The following is a 14,357-nucleotide window of genomic DNA, read 5'->3' as shown; positions in this document are numbered from 1 at the left end:
GTCGCGCGGGCTGTCGCCACCGACCCGGGAACAGCCCTAGGTGTCCCAGTCGTCGCCGTCGCGGCTCATCGCCAGCACCAGCGTGCCCCCGGTAACCCGTTCGGTGTCGGCGCACGCCTCGCGCAGGTCCGCTCCCGGCGACATCAGCAGCACCACCAGCCGGCGGTTGCCGACGACCCGCTCGGCCGCGGTCCGGTCCAGGTCGACGCCGGGCGCCGCGTAGACCGACGACGCCCGCACGTGCCGGGCCACCGGGCCGTCGAACACGCCGCCGGACCACAGCGCCCACCCGGCCAGCGCCAGGCAGGCCAGCACCGCCCGGCCGAACGCGGTGCCGACCAGCCGGCCGAGCAGCCGGCGCGCGACGGCGGTCACGAGAGCCTCCCCCGCAGGTAGACGTCCGGGCGGTAGCCGGGCATCCGCACGTCCCGGGCCACCCGGTCCAGCTCGGCCGCCGCGTCCGCCAGCAGCCCGCGTACGTGCCGGTCGGGCAGGCCGTCGTCGAGCGCGTACCGGGCCGCGCGCAGCCGACCGACGCCCCGCACCAGCGCCGGGTCGCTGCGGGCGTCGGTGAGCACTGACAGCTCCACGGCCAGCGCGGAGAGCCCGGCCAACCGGGCCGGCGTGCCATCCGGCCCGACGTCGCCCGGCCGGCTCCGGCCCGCGCCGCGCACGGTGCGGATCGACAGCACCACGAACCCGGCCACGCAGCCGGCGAAGAGCCAGGGCAGCGCCGGCAGCGCCACCCGCAGCGGGTCGAACGGCCGGTACGGCAGCGGCCTGTCGAACAGCCCCGCGTAGCGCACGTCGGTCACCCGCGCCAGGTAGGCGCCGAGCACGTTGAGCTGCGGATAGTCGTAGCGGCTGAGCCGGCCGCCGTACTGCGCGTAGAAGCTGACGCCGGCCACCTCGGCGAAGTCCGCCGCGCCGGGACCGTGGTACTCGATCCAGCCGCCGTACATCACCACCACCGGCCGATCCGGGGCGAGCCGGTGCAGCGCCGGCCCGTACGCCGGCAGCGGCGTCCCGTACGGCTGGGCCGGCAGCACCACGAACCAGGCCCCGCCCGGGAACGCGTCCCGCGCGTCGTCCTCCGGCAGCCGGGGCAGCGTGGCGCCGGGCCCGACGTACCGGCCGGTGGCGCGCAGCGCGGCGGTGACCGGGGCCAGCTCGGCGGCGGTCGGTTCCCGCCACCGCAGGTCGTCGCGGTCCGCCGGGGCGGGCTGCTCGCGCAGCCCGGCGAGCAGCGCGAGCACCTGCCCGGTCACGTCGCCGGTGGCGAACTGCGCCCGCCAGCCCGGCAGGTCGTCCGGGGTGGCCAGGTAGGGGCCGCCGCTGACCTCGGTGCCGACGATCCGGACGGTGGCGTTCTGCACGTCCTTCACCCGCTTGCGTTCCGCCTCGTCCAGGCCGGGCGGCGCGACCAGGATCCGGGTGCCGTCACCGCCGATGGCGGCCCGGACCCGGGCCTCGTCCCAGCGCGCGACCGCACCGGGCAGCCGGACCACCGGGTCGGCCGCGACCAACGCGGTCATCTCCTCGACCGACGGGACCGTGGCGTCGCTCAACTCACCGGCGGAACCCTCAGCGGGCAGCGTGGCCGACGACGGCGAGCGCCCGTAGCTGACCGTCACGCTCTGCCGCTGCGCCACCAGGAACACCGCCAGCACGGCCACCGCGACCACCAGCAGCGACCAGCGCAGCACCTCCCGCCGTACGGTCACCGGCCGTCCCGCCACAGCTCGTCGGCGCGGCGGGCGTGGTCGGCGGCCTCGTGGGCCGCGTCCGCGCCGCCGCGCGCGGCCGCCAGCAGCTCGGCCCGGGCCAGCAGCCGTTCCGCCTCGGGCACCGGCGTCCGGGCGGCGTCCCGGCTGACGCCGGCGTCGTGGATCGCCGCCCGCGCCGACGACCAGGCCACCCGCCGGTCCTCGGCGCGGGCGCGGCGCCGGGGCAGCAGCGCGGCGACGAAGCCGGCGGCCACCGCCACGACACCCCCGCCCAGCCAGGGCAGCACGCTCAAGGTCATGATCCCTGTCTAACGGACCGCCGCCAGCGATGCCGACGAGTACCCCTCCTGGAAGCCGTCCATGAACGCGCCCGCCATCCCCGACACCACGCACCCGGCGCAGCACAGGATCACCAGGATCGCCGGCACCGCGACCCAGAGGACGGTCGTCCAGTTGATCCCGTCCGGCTCCGGCTCCGGCGCGTACCCCGGCGGCGGGTACTGCGGCGGATAGTGCGGCTGGTACGGATCCGGCTGGTACGGGTCGTGAGGATGCACCCGCACATCCTGCCCACCACCCGCTGCCGCCGGAAGATCCGCTCGGACCGGCCACCTCGACCGGTCAGGCCCGGTGCGCGTCCAGGTGGGTGAGCACGGTCTGGTTGGCCTCCCAGCCGTCCGGGAACTTCACCGGCACGTCCAGGTGCACCCGCTCGGTCGACGGGTACGCGTCCAGCAGCTCACCGATGCCGGCCCGGGCCACCACCACGCAGGCGTGCCGGTGCCGGGACGCCAGCACGCACAGCCGCCCCGACTCCAGGTGGAACGCGGTCGCGTCGCGCCGGCCGGAGAGCGGGTGCAGCACGATCGTCACGTCGTACTCCCGGCCCTGGAGCCGGTTGGCGGTGTCCACGGTGATGCCCGCGCCGGCCGCGCCCAACCGGGACCGGATGGCCGCGACCTGGTCGCGGTGCGCGGCGCCGACGGCGATCCGGTCCGCGCTCACCGGCGCGCCGCCGGGCGCGGCCTCGCTGACCGCGACCGCGCCGCGCGCCAGCACCCGCAGCGCCAGCTCCGCGCACGCCGCGGCGGCCTCGCCGTCGGTACGCACCGTGTGCCGCGCCGGCAGCTCGTGCAACGCCCAGCCGGTGGTGGCGGCCAGCTCGACCGAGGCGTCGTAGGCGTCGCCCGGCCCCGGCTCGGTGAACGTCAACGCCCGGTCGGCCGGCCCGGTGCCGGCGCGGAAGCCGGTGAACGGGTAGAACGCGGCGGACACCACCGGCGCGGCGGAGGCGGGCAGCCGCCACGACACCGGCAGCCGGTGCACCGGCAGCTCCGGGTTGTGCCGCAGCAGCGTGGCCACCGCCGACTGCATCGGATCCCAGGTCAGACCGGTCCAGCGGGCGGTCTCGACGGTGGAGAACGGGTCGAGCTGCCCCGGGTCGCCGACGAACAGCGCCCGCTCGAACCGCCCGGCCACGCGCAGCAGCGCGTCCGCGCGCATCTGGTACGCCTCGTCCACGATCGCCCACGGCCAGGTGCCCTCGGTGACCGTGGCCCACTTGGCCGCCGTGGCGATGGTCACCGCCGGTCCGCCCAGGTCGGCGACCTTCGCCGCGACCCGGACCGCCGGGTGGGCGGTGACCCGCTCGGTGGGCCGGTAGTCGGCCGCGGAGAGTCGGCCGACGCGCAGCTCGGGCGCCTTCCGGCCGAGCCGGTCGATGAGGTCGTCGACCTGCTCGTTGGTCTGCGCCACGATCATCAGCGGGTCACCGGTGACGGCGAGTTCGATCGCCGCGCGGACGACGAGGGTCGACTTGCCGGCGCCCGGCGGCGAGTCGACGACGACGCCGCGGTGCGCGCCCTCGCGCACGTCGCGCAGCACACTCTCGACCACGTGCAAGGAAGGGCCCCTTCTTAACGCATCCGGTAGAGGCGGGTCCCCTTCTTAGAACTCCTAACTCTGGGTGCGTTGGAGTTGGCGCCAGCAGATGAGGGAGCAGGCGAGGCTGAGGAATGCCTGGTGGATGTCGTCGCGGATTTCCCAGCGGATGCGCAGGCGGCGGAACCAGTGCAGCCAGGCGATGGTGCGTTCGACGACCCAGCGTTGGGTGCCGAGGCCGGAGCCATGCGGTGTGCCGCGTCGGGCGATGACGGGGGTGACGCCGCGGGCGCGGATGTGTTGGCGGTGGCTGTCGTAGTCGTAGCCCCGATCGGCGTATAGCCGGTCGGGGCGCCGCCGTGGTGGGCCTGGGCGTCCGCGGATCGCCGGTATGGCGTCGAGCAGGGCGGTGGTCTGGGTGGAGTCGTGTCGGTTGCCGCCGGTCAGCGTGACCGCGAGGGGGATCCCGCCGGCGTCGGTGATGACGTGGTGTTTCGAGCCAGGCTTGCGGCGGTCGACCGGGCTCGGACCAGTTTTGGGCCGCCCTTGAGCGCCCGGATGTGCGAGCCGTCGATCACCGCCCTGGACATGTCCAGGTGCCCCGCGCCGCGCAGTCTGGCCAGCAGCACCTCATGCAGCCGCTGCCACACCCCGGCGTCATTCCAGTCCCGCAACCTGCGCCAGCAGGTCATCCCCGACCCGAACCCGAGTTCCTGGGGCAGGTACTCCCACGGAATCGCGGTGTAGAGCACGAACAAGATCCCGCACAACACCTTGCGGTCATCCAGCGGTCTACGCCCTGGATAGCGGCTCCGCCGCGGAGGGCGGGGTGGCAGCAGCGGTGCGATCTCGGCCCACAACTCATCCGAGACCATCCACGGCGGCTGCTCACCCCTCCTCACGTTCAGACGAAACGACCCTCACATCCGGTCGGTTACGCCCAACATCATTTAGTTAGGACCTCTTAACACGTTCAACCCGTTGCCAAAGGCAACCATATGGCGTACGAACGACCATGAATGTCATCCCGGTGGATACGACGGGGATCCCGTCGTCGACCGGATCCGCACACCCGCAGAGGGGGGCACATGGCACGCAGCCGGATCGCCGGTACCGCAGCCATCGCACTCGTCCTACCGTTCCTCGGCGTCCTGCCCGCCACGACCGCCTCGGCCGCGCCGGCCCGGGCCACGACCAAGCCGGTCACCGACGACACCCGCGAGCTGACCCGCAAGGACTTCACGCTCGACGGCAAACCGGTGAAGACCCCGGCCCGCTACCAGAAGCGCGCCCAGTCCCGGTCGAAGGCCGCGGCGGCGGCCACCCCGCCGGTCGGCACGGTCCGGCAGTGGCTGGGCCTGGACGACTACGAGGGCACCTACTACCGCAAGGACTACACGCTGCGCGGCGTCGGTGACAACGTCGAGGTGTGGGTCGCCAACGACATCGCGTTCCCGGCCGACGACTGCCGCAACCAGATCCCCACGTCCACGCAGATCACCGACGCGCAGGTGCAGAGCTTCGTGCACGAGTTCGACACGAACATGTACCCGAAGGAGACGGTCGCGTTCAGCCGGCCGCCGGACCGCGACGGCAGCAACGCCCAGCTCGGCCCGGACGCGCAGGGCAACGGCGGCGACTACAGCGGCGGCGGCAACAAGACCGTCACCCTGATCGACAACGTCCGGGACGACAACTACTACGACTTCCCGGCCGCGCCGACCTACGTCGCCGGCTTCTTCTCGGCGCAGCTCAACGAGCTGTTCGACCGCAACGTGATGACCGTCGACGCGTTCGACTGGCTGCACCGCACCGGGGCAAACCCGCCGGACGAGCCGACCGACGACCTGTGCACCAGCCGCCCGGCCCGCCCATTCAGCTACGAGGGCACGTTCGCCCACGAGTGGCAGCACCTGGCGCACTACTACACCGACCCGTTCGAGACCACCTGGATGAACGAGGGCCTGTCCGACTTCGCGCAGACCATCACCGGGTACGTCGACACCAGGGCCACCGTCTTCGACCGGGGCGCGGACAGCCACCTCTACTGCCAGCAGGGCTTCGGCACGGTGCGGACGCCGTACAACGCCAACCCGCGCGACTGCGGCGGGCCGGAGAACTCGCTGACCCTGTGGGGGGAGAGCCCGAACCCCAACGCCGTGCTCGCCGACTACGGCAACGCGTACGCGTTCATCCAGTTCCTCTACGACCGCTACGGCACCGACATCGTGCACCGGCTGCACAACGACGGTGACCTGCAGGGGCTGGCCAGCCTGGACGCGGCGCTCAAGGCCGAGGGCGCGAAGGACATGTACCAGGTCATCCACGACTACCAGACCATGACGCTGGTCGACAAGATCGTCGGGGAGTCGCGCCTGGGCATCATGCTCGGCGTACCCAAGAGCCGGGTGACGACGAAGAGCCTGCGCTCCACCGTCAACCTGGCCAACCCGGCCGCGTACGCCACACCCGGCGCGGCGCCCAACGGCGCCGACTACGTCCCGCTCACGAAGGCCGACGGCACCCCGCTGCGCGGCCGTGACCTGCGGTCGCTGTCGTTCCAGGGCGCGAAGACGCTGCCGGCGGTGCCGCTGGCCTGGACCGTGGTGAACAACGACCCGGACCGTCCCGGCAACCCGGTGCTGTTCTCCGGCAACGCCAACAACACTGACGCCGCCGCGGTCACCCCGGTGACCGTGCCGAGCACGGACCCGACGTTGCGCTTCCTGGCCAAGTACGGCGCGGAGGTCGGCTTCGACTACGGCTACGTGGTGGTCTCCACCGACGGCGGCGCCACCTACACGGCGATCGCCGGCGACCGGACCACCAACGGTCCGCTCGGCCCGGCGCTCAACGGCACCACCGACGGGTTCGAGCCGCACAGCTTCGACCTGTCCGCGTACGCCGGCAAGAACATCCTGCTCGGCTTCCGCTACGTCAGCGACGGCGGCGTCAACGAGGGCGGCCTGCTCCTCGACGACATCACCGTCGGCGGCACGACGATCAGCGACGGCGGCAGCCTCGCCCCGTTCGACTCGCCCACCGAGATCAAGCCGGTCGCCGTGCACAACTGGAACGTGCGACTCATCGGCCTGGACGAGAAGCACTCGCTGGCCTGGCAGTTCGAGTTCGACGGCAGGTCGAGCCTGACGCTCAACCGGGTGCAGCTCGCGCTGCTCGCGCTCGCCCCGAAGGTGGTCGCCGTGGTCGCCTACGACGAGCCCACCGAGCAGGTCCAGCAGTACGCCCCGTACACCCTTAAGGTCAACGGGGTGACCCAGAAAGGAGGGGCCCCCTCTTAACGGCTCCGGTAGAGGAAGGGCCCCCGCTTAACACCTCACCCTGCCCGAGCATCCACGACGGTGCTCGGGCGGGGCCGTTTCCGGGTAGAACTGCGGGCATGAGTGAAGCGCCGGTGCTCCACCTCGTCGTCTGCGCCGCTCCCCCGGCCCAGCGGATCGGCGAGCTCGCCGAACTGCTCGCCGCCGACGGCTGGCGGGTCTGCCTGATCGCCACCCCGATCGCCGCGACCTGGCTCGACCGCGACGAACTCGCCGCGCAGACCGGCCATCCGGTACGCGCCGAGTGGCGCCGCCCCGGCGACCCCGAGCCACACCCGCCGGCCGACGCCGTCGCCGTCGTGCCGGCCACCTTCAACACGCTGAACAAGTGGGCGGTCGGGGCGAGCGACACGCTGGCCCTGGGCGTCCTCAACGAGATGCTCGGCGCGGGACTGCCGATCCACGTGTTTCCCCGGGTCAACGCCGCGCTGTCGGCGCATCCCGCCTACCGGCCGAACCTGCGGCGGCTGCGCGAGGCGGGGGTGGTGGTGCACGACGGGGATGTGCTGCGGTCACCGGACGAAATGACGCCGAGCCGGTGGGCGGCGGTGGTCGACGCGCTGCGCGCGGCGCGACCCGACGCCTAACGGGACCGGGGCACCTGCCGGTTGAAGCGGGGGCGTAGCGCCAGGACCAGCGCTTCCTTCGTACCCTCGGGGTTGTCGGTCTCCTGCCAGCGGACCTCGCGCCGGCCCAGCCACCCGGCGATGTCGTCGCGGGTCGCGGCCTGGCCCGGGGTGTCGAGGAGCAGGCCGACCTGGTCGTGCAGCACCGACGAGTCGCGGTTGCCGGTGAGGTGCTGCCGCAGCCGGGCGCGCAGGTTGCCGGTGTAGCCGACGTAGACGACCACACCGCCGTCGAGCACCAGGTGCACGCCGGGCGCGGCCGGCGCGCCGGCGACGACCTCCATCGTGTACGGCAGGGCCGGCGTGAACCCGGCCAGCAGGTCTTCGGTGTCCAGCACCCGGGCGACGCTACCGGTGTCCGCGCAGCTCCGTTGCCCCACACGACCCGGCGTGACCGTCCGGTAGCGGGCAGCGCCCACCGTCGGGCAGCCGCACGTCGCACCAGACCCGGTGGCGCAGGTGCTGGGCGTCCTCCTCGCTGAGCGTGGTCTCACCGAAGTCGACCACGTCCAGGTGCCCGAGCGACCGGGCGAGCGCCGTAGCCAGCTCGGCGGCGGCCGCCCGGCTGGTCAGCGTGGTCGGCAGGTGGATGATCCAGCGCGGCTCAGTCATCGCGGCCCCGCCGCTGGCAGCCGTGGTGGCGGGACTGCCACTGGCGCAGCGCCTGCCGGATCCGCTCCGACTCGGTACGCGCGGTGGTCAGCTCCCGGTCGAGCCGGTCCATCTCGTCGGCCACCCGGCACAGGTAGTCGTGCACCTGCGCCCGGTCGAGCCCCCGCCAGCGCGTGTCGAAGACGGCCGCGCGCACCTGCCAGGCCCGCACCCGCTCCCCGGTCACCCAGATCACCGGGCCACCCCCACGGCCTCGTCGGGCACACCGGCCGCGGCGAGCGTCGCCCTCCCCCACCGGGCCAGCCGGCAGGGGTACGGGACGCGCTCGCTGCGGCACAGCGGCCCCTGCGGCCAGCGCTCCGGAACGTGGACGCGCACGGCGAGGGCGGCGACGAGAAGGTCGTCGTCGGTGACCGGGGTGGGAACGGGAAAGTCGGCGGACATCGGTGGGCGCCTCCGGGGTCGGGGGTGTGTCGTGGAGTGGCGCCGGGGCGGGCGGGGTCGGTGGGCAGCCGCGATCGGGGGACGCGAAGCCGCCGGAGCCCAGCACCCGCCCCGGGCCGTACGCCGACTGTCGACCTTGGGCATCGTCTGCCGTATGTCCTGGTGATCGTCGTTGACATGCACGCTCCGCATGGAGGCGTCGCCTTCGTCGATATGCGCGGCATGCATACCGTCACGCTCCGGAGCCGCTTGAATGGATAGGCTCGATATCGGACACAGCCACCCGCGCGGAGCGAGGTTGCCGGTGACACGCACGAACTGCCCCCGCTGCGGCGGACGCCTGGCCCGCGACAACAACAGCGGCCGGTGCGCGCCCTGCCAAGCGGCCGAGCGCGACCGGCTGAGCGCACCGCCGGTGGTGCCGGCGTCGTTCTGGGAACACGAACCGGTGCGGCTGGCGCTCGTGTCACGGCACCTGGGACGGGTGATCCGCGCGTACCGCTACCACCCGTACCACGGGCGGAACCCGCTGCCGCAGAGCGTGGTGGCGGGGTGGCTGGGCATCACGCAGGCCCAGTTGAGCCGGATCGAGAACGGGCCGGCGTTGGTGCACCTCGACCGACTGACCCACTGGGCCACGTTGCTCAAGATCCCCCCGGCGCGCCTCTGGTTCGCCCTACCGGGTGAGCCGGCGCCTACAGTGTGGTCAGGCGCACGCATTGAAGAAGGTGGTAGTACGAATCGCCGTCAATTTCACGCTCTGGCCGTGCTGGCTGGCGTCGAGGCCGGCAGCGGGTTAGACCTGCTGAAGGCCGGGGCGGAGCCGCCGCCGAACCTCGGCATGGAGCAGGTGCGGTATGCGGCCTCACTGGTCGAACAGTTCCGCTCGGCGGATGCGGCTGTAGGCGCGGACGCGCTCTGTGACATCGCCATGCAGGTGCATAAGCGCCTGTCCGCCTGGGCTGGACAGACCGCATACAGCCGGTCAGTGGGCGAAGCGCTTCAAAGCGCACTTTCACATCTGGCGATTCAGGCAGCCTGGCTCGCTATCGACGCGGACCGCCGCCCCGAGGCAAGGCCCTACCTGAACGAGGCCATCGCCCGAGCGCGCATCGCCGACGACGCTCGCGTCGAGGTACGTGCCCTCGCCTGCATGTCGCTGCTACTCCGCGAGGAGCGGCCAGCCGAAGCGATGCACTGCGCCGAAGCAGCGTTGCGTGCCGCTGCCGGCTGGACTACACCGCGCTTGACTACGCTGCTCCACCTTCGCTCAGCTCATGCCCACGCCATCCTTCGGGACACGTTCGGCTTCGAGCGGGAGATGACCAAGGCCCGCAGTGCATTCGAAGTAGGCAGCCACGAAGATGACCTGCCCTTCATCTCGTTCGTGACCGAGCAGGAGGTCACGGCCATCAACGGGCTCTCGTACCTCGCGCTCGACCGGCCGGACCGAGCCGCAGCCTGCTTCCGGGCGATCACGGCCAGCCCTCCTGATGCGCATCGACGTAACCGGGTCTACTCCACGGTCCAACTCGCCAGGGCTTCGATCCGCCAAGGCGATGTGCCGGGCGCAGCCCAGGCCGCGTTGGCTGTCCTACCTGAGCTTCGCCAGGTGCGCTCCGGACGGACCCTGCGCCTGCTCGCCGAGGTGCGGTCCGGACTCGATGCTCACCGCGCGGTGTCCGAGGCCCGACAGTTCTTCGACGTGTACGACGGGTCGCTGGCCTGATGGTGCAAAACGTGCGCATGCGCCACTACTCCGCCGCTGACGCCGAGAAGGTGCTGACACAACTCGTGGACGTGTATCTGGACGCGCACGCCGACGACGGGCCGCTCTACACCGTCGAACGGTACGAGCGGCAGCTCGCGGCGCACTTGCCCCGCCCGGGCTGGGCAGCGGTGACGGCTTGGCCCGGTGACGAGTTGGTCGGCTACATCTACGGGTTTCCGCTCGGCGCGGACACCCGGTGGTGGGACGGCATTCAGGGGTCGATGTCGTCCGGCTTCACGGATGAGAACGGCCGACGGACCTTTGGCGTCAGCGAGTTGGTGGTGCGGCGCTCTTGGCAACGCCGAGGTATCGCTCGGGCACTGCACGACGAGTTGATGGGCAGTCGGGCTGAGGAACGGGCGGCGTTGCTCGTGCGGCCGGACAACGCCGCTGCCCAGCATGCGTATGACGCTTGGGGGTGGCAGCCGGTCGGGCGGCTCCGGCCGTCCTGGGACGGTGCGCCCCTGTTCGAGGTGCGGACGAAGCCGATCATGTCGAGATTGATTGAGAACAATCGCGCTTAGGCCCTAGCCGACCTGGCAACCACCCGCACCACCCTGCGCGCCCTCGCCGCCGCCGAGTTCACCGCCGACGACCCTGGCCGAAGCCGATAGCACAGACGGGGCAACTCCAAAGCAGCGCGGCGTCCGGTTAGACAGCGACTGCAGGGAACACTACGAGCGATCCGTCGCTGCTTCGTTCGATCTCAATCGCAACGTCAGATTGGTGGATTCCCAGGTTGAGCCCATCGCCCAAGGCGCGAAGGCAATATACGGCCTCGAGGAGGTCGTCCACCTCTCCCTGCGTGAACACGATGCTGCGGAAACCACCGGGACGCTTCAATTCGAGGGTCGACAGTCGGAGGAGTACCGAGTTGATGCCTGATTCCAGCTCATCTATGCGGCGCTCGTCCTCGTGCAACGTTCCGACAAAGCTTTTGAACGGATGGTTCGCTCCCTCTCGTTGAACGTGTTCAACTGCTTGAAGCACAAGCACTCGACGTTTGAGAGCAATGGCGAGTCGTGCAAGCTCCAAGTGTGCGCGGAATGCGCCGCCTTCCTCGTTGATACCGGGGAACGATTCCTTCAATGCAGCAGCTTCAACCGGGCCGTCGGGCAGCTTAGCTAGCGCATCTTGCCACTTCTTGAGCCGACGCTTGGCTCGTTCGATCGCCGTGTTGATCGCGTACGACGAGGAATCCAGTCCTAGGGACAGGCCGACTCTGCCCTGGTCCAGGAGGACCGACGTGGCCTTGTCGATCGCGTCACGACAACCGTCCAACTCGCTGCGTTCGTCCTCGAGTTTGTCTTCGTGCAACTGCTCCAGGAGGTCGGTGATTCGCTCGATCGCTTCCTGGCGTTGGTGATCAGCGTAGGCGCTGACGCCGACCGCGACGGCCATCAGCACAAGTGGCGCGGCCACGGTCAACGCTCCGGCGCTGGCCGCCGCCACACCAGCTGTGGTGGCCGAGCCGGTTGCAGCACCCGCAACAGCGGCCTTGCCAGCAACGGGCACAAACGTGGCTTGGGCTGCGATGCCGGTGGAGCTGACCAGCGCGCCGTGAACACCTCCTGCAGCTGCCTTCGAAGCCATGGGCTGGACAAGTCCTTTACCGACCTGTGCGGCGACCTTTGCCGGCACCACCATTCGGTAGAGCACGTCACCGGTAGTAGCGACGTTCAGCGTCGGAGGCGCTGACTTCGCTGTCTGAGCCACCAGCTGCGACAACTGATGAGCGAGGGGACTGGCTGCATGAAGCGAAATCCCGCCGTTCCGATCGCGCTTGGTTGACACCGGGTGGGCTTCCAGCGTGGCAATGGGGGAATCGGCAAGTGCTGCCAGTACTGTTCTCAGTTCTGCAAGGCGGGCGGGTGTCATGCCCTCATCGCCTAGCACGTCCGGCACGCTCACGGCCTCCGTAGCGAGTGTCCATACCGGCACGGGTGCCTTGTTACCAGTGGCCACGTCTTGTCCCCTCCCCCAAGCGACACCCACCATAGGCGGTGGCAGCGACACCAACAACAACCTCGGGCCGCAGACCGTGGTCCTTGCCCAGATTGTCACCGCTCTTCGTTATCGGTCTCTTCGGACATTTGGTGGGGTGAGGCTCGCCGGGTGATGGTCGACGGGCAGGGGTCCAGGTCCCGGAGGATCAGTAGCGCCCACCGCTGACCCGACCCGAGGACCTCGACGAGGGATTCAGGTCGGACACGTCGAGCGTCACGAGCGCGTCATGGTGCTGACAGTGTCGACACCGTCGCAGCCCGGCGGGGTGACGGGCCTGCAATGTTCTCGTGGTGACCCCGGCCGATGCCACCGGGTTCTTCACGACGTGCCAGGAACCACGCGGGTTCACGTGGTCTGGAGGCAGCAGGTCTGGTGGTGCGCCGATCCCGGTTGAATTGTGGTGGAAGGGCTTACCCGGGAGGAGGCAGTTGTGAGCGACGCGGACAAGCCGATCGGCTACTGGCTCAAGCACCTGCACAACCTGATCGAGGAGCAGTTCGACGCGACGCTGGGCGACCTCGGCCTCGACCGCCGGCAGTGGCAGATCCTGAACGTGCTCTCCGGCGCGGCGCGCAGCCGCGGGGAGATCGAGCAGGCGCTCGCACCCTTCTGGCCGGATGGCGTACCCCGACTCGAAGCGGCCTTGGACGGTGCTGACGGCCTGGTCGCGCGGGGGTGGGCGGGGTACGACGGCGACACGTTCAGCCTGACCGAGGAGGGCGCGCGACACACGGCAACGGCGGCGGAGCGCGTCGGCGAGACGCGGCGGCTGCTGCTGCGCGGGCTCACCCCCGAGCAGTACGCCGAGACGGTCCGGACCCTGTCGGTCATGGCCGGTAACCTCGAGGCGGCGTTGGCTCGCCGCGCGGACGGCAAACACCACTGAGGGGCGCCAGCGCCGGGCACTGGGCCGGGTGGTCGAGCGGGCGGGCAGCGACTAATCGGCAGCCAGCTCCTGCTGGGGTGTGCAGGTCACGAGTTGTCTGAGGTCAGCGAACTCGTGCGGCGCGAGGTTCGCGACGGCCGCAAACTCCTCGACGCTGCCGAACCCGCGGCGCACGTGTCGTTCGGCCACCACCCGCTGCGCCCGCTCCAGATGAAAGTGAGCAAGGCCGGCGAACTGTTCAAACGTCGCCGCGTTGACATCCAGAGCCCCTGCGGGCGCCGTCACCGGCGCCGACGGGGGTTGCGCCGCTGCCGGCGGCGACGGCTGAGCGGGCACAGGCGTCACCGCAGTCCCGTCAGCGGGCTCGACGCCAGTCTGCGGCATCGTCTCAGCGACGGGGGGCGCCGTGGAGGTGGGCACGGACGCTGGCACCGCCTGCGCCGGCGGGTACGGGTTGCCGTGCCAGGTGGGCGCCTGCGCCTGGGGCCGGGCGTGCCAGGGCACGTGGCCAGCCCGCCAGCGCAGCCACGACGGGTTGATCACGAAGCCGTGCACGATGCTCGTCACCCACACCCCCATGAGCACGACCGTTGCCACAGTGCTCAGGATGCTCGTCTTGTCCGCCTCGCCGACAGTGGCGAAGGACGTCCAACCGACGACCAGGTAGACGATGCCGGCAACCCACCACGCCCTGCGTCGAGCCCGCAGGCCGACGTAGAGAAATCCGGCCCCGGCGAGGAAGCCGCAGCCGGCGATGGGCAGCAGCAGCCAGAGGCTGTGCCGGATCCGCCAGCCCCGGCTCGCTCCCGGATTCGGGGGCGCCTGTGGTGGCTGCCATGCTCCGTCAGAGATGCTCGACATCCCACTCCTCCTGCAGGCGCTGAACGCTCACGTTGGTCCTCGGGTCTCGGCCGTTCAGCCGCCACCTCAGAACTTGACGATCTTGCAACACTCCTGGCAGGGAAGCATCGGCGGGGCGGGTATCGCCAGGTGGACGGATCGGTGAACCGCGCACAGCCACCCGGTCCGATCGTGGCGTTGCCTGCGCCCTGTGCTGGTCGC

At 71.0% G+C, this 14,357-nt stretch carries 17 protein-coding genes; 5 read left to right on the top strand and 12 right to left on the bottom strand.

Features of this window, described 5'->3' with window-relative positions; all coding sequences use genetic code 11:
- Positions 1-36 precede the first annotated feature (36 nt).
- The 6 genes from ACN27B_RS15400 to ACN27B_RS15375 all read right to left on the bottom strand — a co-directional run bounded on the left by ACN27B_RS15400 (position 37) and on the right by ACN27B_RS15375 (position 4,483).
- Positions 37-375, bottom strand: a complete 339-nt coding sequence (locus ACN27B_RS15400; protein WP_422745629.1) for a hypothetical protein — start codon at positions 373-375, stop codon at positions 37-39.
- Positions 372-1,724, bottom strand: a complete 1,353-nt coding sequence (locus ACN27B_RS15395; protein ID WP_422745627.1) for a hypothetical protein — start codon at positions 1,722-1,724, stop codon at positions 372-374. Before ACN27B_RS15395 ends, ACN27B_RS15400 begins: the two co-directional genes overlap by 4 nt.
- Positions 1,721-2,026 carry a DUF6403 family protein gene (locus ACN27B_RS15390; RefSeq protein WP_099162399.1) on the bottom strand — a complete coding sequence of 102 codons (306 nt, stop codon included), beginning with the start codon at positions 2,024-2,026 and terminating at the stop codon, positions 1,721-1,723. The genes ACN27B_RS15395 and ACN27B_RS15390 overlap by 4 nt, the downstream gene beginning before the upstream one ends.
- A gap of 9 nt (positions 2,027-2,035) precedes the next feature.
- Entirely contained in the window at positions 2,036-2,284 is a 249-nt protein-coding gene (locus tag ACN27B_RS15385; protein WP_099164758.1) for a hypothetical protein, read from the bottom strand.
- A gap of 64 nt (positions 2,285-2,348) precedes the next feature.
- Positions 2,349-3,629: an AAA family ATPase gene (locus ACN27B_RS15380; protein WP_422745625.1), complete on the bottom strand. Its 1,281-nt coding sequence runs from the start codon at positions 3,627-3,629 to the stop codon at positions 2,349-2,351.
- A gap of 54 nt (positions 3,630-3,683) precedes the next feature.
- Positions 3,684-4,483 (bottom strand): IS5 family transposase gene (locus ACN27B_RS15375; protein WP_422743332.1). Its coding sequence is split into 2 segments (ribosomal slippage): positions 3,684-4,147 and positions 4,147-4,483, totalling 801 coding nucleotides; the frame shifts between segments, so codons are not numbered across the junction.
- Between the two features lie 213 nt (positions 4,484-4,696).
- Between ACN27B_RS15375 and ACN27B_RS15370 the strand changes: the two genes are divergently transcribed.
- The gene (locus ACN27B_RS15370; RefSeq protein WP_422745623.1) at positions 4,697-6,910 is read left to right on the top strand and encodes a choice-of-anchor J domain-containing protein; all 2,214 of its coding nucleotides are present in this window, start codon (positions 4,697-4,699) and stop codon (positions 6,908-6,910) included.
- 98 nt (positions 6,911-7,008) lie between these two features.
- Positions 7,009-7,536, top strand: coding sequence for a flavoprotein (locus ACN27B_RS15365; RefSeq protein WP_422745621.1), 528 nt, complete (start codon positions 7,009-7,011; stop codon positions 7,534-7,536).
- On the opposite strand, the gene ACN27B_RS15360 is transcribed toward ACN27B_RS15365, so the two are convergent.
- The 4 genes from ACN27B_RS15360 to ACN27B_RS15345 are packed head-to-tail and all read right to left on the bottom strand — an operon-like array spanning position 7,533 to position 8,631.
- Positions 7,533-7,913, bottom strand: coding sequence for a hypothetical protein (locus tag ACN27B_RS15360; RefSeq protein WP_422745619.1), 381 nt, complete (start codon positions 7,911-7,913; stop codon positions 7,533-7,535). The genes ACN27B_RS15365 and ACN27B_RS15360 overlap by 4 nt on opposite strands.
- 10 nt (positions 7,914-7,923) lie before the next feature.
- Entirely contained in the window at positions 7,924-8,187 is a 264-nt protein-coding gene (locus ACN27B_RS15355) for a hypothetical protein (RefSeq protein WP_422745617.1), read from the bottom strand.
- Positions 8,180-8,422: a DivIVA domain-containing protein gene (locus ACN27B_RS15350; RefSeq protein WP_422745615.1), complete on the bottom strand. Its 243-nt coding sequence runs from the start codon at positions 8,420-8,422 to the stop codon at positions 8,180-8,182. The genes ACN27B_RS15355 and ACN27B_RS15350 overlap by 8 nt, the downstream gene beginning before the upstream one ends.
- Complete coding sequence (locus ACN27B_RS15345) at positions 8,419-8,631, bottom strand: hypothetical protein (RefSeq protein WP_357622076.1); 213 nt, start codon at positions 8,629-8,631, stop codon at positions 8,419-8,421. The genes ACN27B_RS15350 and ACN27B_RS15345 overlap by 4 nt, the downstream gene beginning before the upstream one ends.
- A 304-nt stretch (positions 8,632-8,935) precedes the next feature.
- Here ACN27B_RS15345 and ACN27B_RS15340 point away from each other — a divergent pair, with 304 nt between their 5' ends.
- Both ACN27B_RS15340 and ACN27B_RS15335 read left to right on the top strand, forming a co-directional pair.
- Positions 8,936-10,360 carry a helix-turn-helix domain-containing protein gene (locus tag ACN27B_RS15340; RefSeq protein ID WP_422745613.1) on the top strand — a complete coding sequence of 475 codons (1,425 nt, stop codon included), beginning with the start codon at positions 8,936-8,938 and terminating at the stop codon, positions 10,358-10,360.
- 17 nt (positions 10,361-10,377) lie between these two features.
- Positions 10,378-10,926: a GNAT family N-acetyltransferase gene (locus ACN27B_RS15335; RefSeq protein WP_422745984.1), complete on the top strand. Its 549-nt coding sequence runs from the start codon at positions 10,378-10,380 to the stop codon at positions 10,924-10,926.
- A 127-nt stretch (positions 10,927-11,053) separates the two neighbouring features.
- On the opposite strand, the gene ACN27B_RS15330 is transcribed toward ACN27B_RS15335, so the two are convergent.
- Positions 11,054-12,313: a hypothetical protein gene (locus ACN27B_RS15330; protein WP_422745611.1), complete on the bottom strand. Its 1,260-nt coding sequence runs from the start codon at positions 12,311-12,313 to the stop codon at positions 11,054-11,056.
- Positions 12,314-12,839: 526 nt separating this feature from the next.
- On the opposite strand from ACN27B_RS15330, the gene ACN27B_RS15325 reads away from it, so the two are divergent.
- Positions 12,840-13,295 carry a hypothetical protein gene (locus ACN27B_RS15325; RefSeq protein WP_422745609.1) on the top strand — a complete coding sequence of 152 codons (456 nt, stop codon included), beginning with the start codon at positions 12,840-12,842 and terminating at the stop codon, positions 13,293-13,295.
- A 51-nt stretch (positions 13,296-13,346) separates the two neighbouring features.
- On the opposite strand, the gene ACN27B_RS15320 is transcribed toward ACN27B_RS15325, so the two are convergent.
- Positions 13,347-14,156, bottom strand: coding sequence for a ComEA family DNA-binding protein (locus ACN27B_RS15320; RefSeq protein ID WP_422745607.1), 810 nt, complete (start codon positions 14,154-14,156; stop codon positions 13,347-13,349).
- Between the last annotated feature and the right edge of the window lie 201 nt (positions 14,157-14,357).

Source organism: Micromonospora sp. WMMD754, from assembly GCF_049315235.1.
GTDB classification, from domain to species: Bacteria; Actinomycetota; Actinomycetes; order Mycobacteriales; family Micromonosporaceae; genus Micromonospora; species Micromonospora sediminicola.
This window is presented reverse-complemented; position numbering and strand designations above follow the sequence as displayed.

What these genes read in the sequence shown, in the direction of transcription:
- ACN27B_RS15390 (WP_099162399.1), bottom strand. Translation starts at nt 2,026, where the DNA reads ATGACCTTGAGCGTGCTGCCCTGGCTGGGCGGGGGTGTCGTGGCGGTG.
- ACN27B_RS15370 (WP_422745623.1), top strand. Translation starts at nt 4,697, where the DNA reads ATGGCACGCAGCCGGATCGCCGGTACCGCAGCCATCGCACTCGTCCTA.
- ACN27B_RS15365 (WP_422745621.1), top strand. Translation starts at nt 7,009, where the DNA reads ATGAGTGAAGCGCCGGTGCTCCACCTCGTCGTCTGCGCCGCTCCCCCG.
- ACN27B_RS15355 (WP_422745617.1), bottom strand. Translation starts at nt 8,187, where the DNA reads ATGACTGAGCCGCGCTGGATCATCCACCTGCCGACCACGCTGACCAGC.
- ACN27B_RS15345 (WP_357622076.1), bottom strand. Translation starts at nt 8,631, where the DNA reads ATGTCCGCCGACTTTCCCGTTCCCACCCCGGTCACCGACGACGACCTT.
- ACN27B_RS15335 (WP_422745984.1), top strand. Translation starts at nt 10,378, where the DNA reads ATGCGCCACTACTCCGCCGCTGACGCCGAGAAGGTGCTGACACAACTC.
- ACN27B_RS15320 (WP_422745607.1), bottom strand. Translation starts at nt 14,156, where the DNA reads ATGTCGAGCATCTCTGACGGAGCATGGCAGCCACCACAGGCGCCCCCG.